Genomic DNA, 868 nt, shown 5'->3' with positions numbered 1-868 from the left:
GCGAAGGATTCTGCCATGCCCAAGCGATACGAACTTTCCGACGCAGAATGGGAAATAGTCGCTGACCTCTTTGCCGCACATCGACGTACCGGGCGTCCAAGAATCGACGATCGCTTGATGCTCAACGGCGTGTTGTGGGTGCTCTGCTCCGGCGCGACCTGGCGGGACATGCCTGAACGATTCGGGCCTTGGTCGACGGTCTATCAACGATTTCGAGACTGGCGAAACCAAGGAACCTTCAACAAGATGCTCAAGCGGTTACACCTCAAGCTCAATGCACAGGGCCAGATTGATTTGACCACCTGGTGCATCGACTCAACCGCCGTGAGGGCCACCCGTGCCTCTGCCGGAGCAGGCAAAAAAGGGGGGCTGAAGAACCGTCGGACCACGCACTTGGAAGAAGCCGGGGCGGGTTGACGACGAAAATTCACATGGTCAGTGACGCCCGTGGCATCCCACTTCACTTCACGCTCTCAGGTGGTCACGCTAGCGACATCTCCCATGCTCAGCGACTGCTGGACGGTGTCCACATCCCCTCGAACCGAGGTAGGCCACGCAAGCGCTGCCGCTGGCTCCTGGCCGACAAAGGCTATGACGCAGAATCCTTGCGGCAATACTGCGACCGCTATCGCATGCAGCCGGTAATTCCGCTACGTGACATGAAACGTAAGCCGAGGCCGGGTTTGCCGCGCCTGTTTGACAGGCCCAAGTATCGGCAGCGGAATGCAATCGAACGACTATTTGGTTGGCTGAAGGAGCACCGCCGCCTGGGTACTCGCTACTGCAAGCTAGCGGAAAGCTTCGCTGCGATGGTCACGCTGGCTTGCTGGCGGCGGTGCCTACGACATTACTTTTCGTACACTGCCTA

General features: G+C 58.6%; 1 protein-coding gene. It reads left to right on the top strand.

Going from position 1 to position 868, the window contains the following annotated elements:
* Positions 1 to 15 precede the first annotated feature (15 nt).
* Positions 16 to 868 (top strand): IS5 family transposase gene (locus tag P5705_RS26170; RefSeq protein WP_277463749.1). Its coding sequence is split into 2 segments (ribosomal slippage), with 851 coding nucleotides annotated over them: positions 16 to 357 and positions 360 to 868; the frame shifts between segments, so codons are not numbered across the junction. This gene is flagged as partial in the annotation.

Source organism: Pseudomonas entomophila, assembly GCF_029478665.1.
Taxonomy (GTDB): Bacteria; Pseudomonadota; Gammaproteobacteria; order Pseudomonadales; family Pseudomonadaceae; genus Aquipseudomonas; species Aquipseudomonas entomophila_F.
Note: the sequence above shows the minus strand (reverse complement) of the source record. Positions and strands in the feature narration are given on the sequence as shown.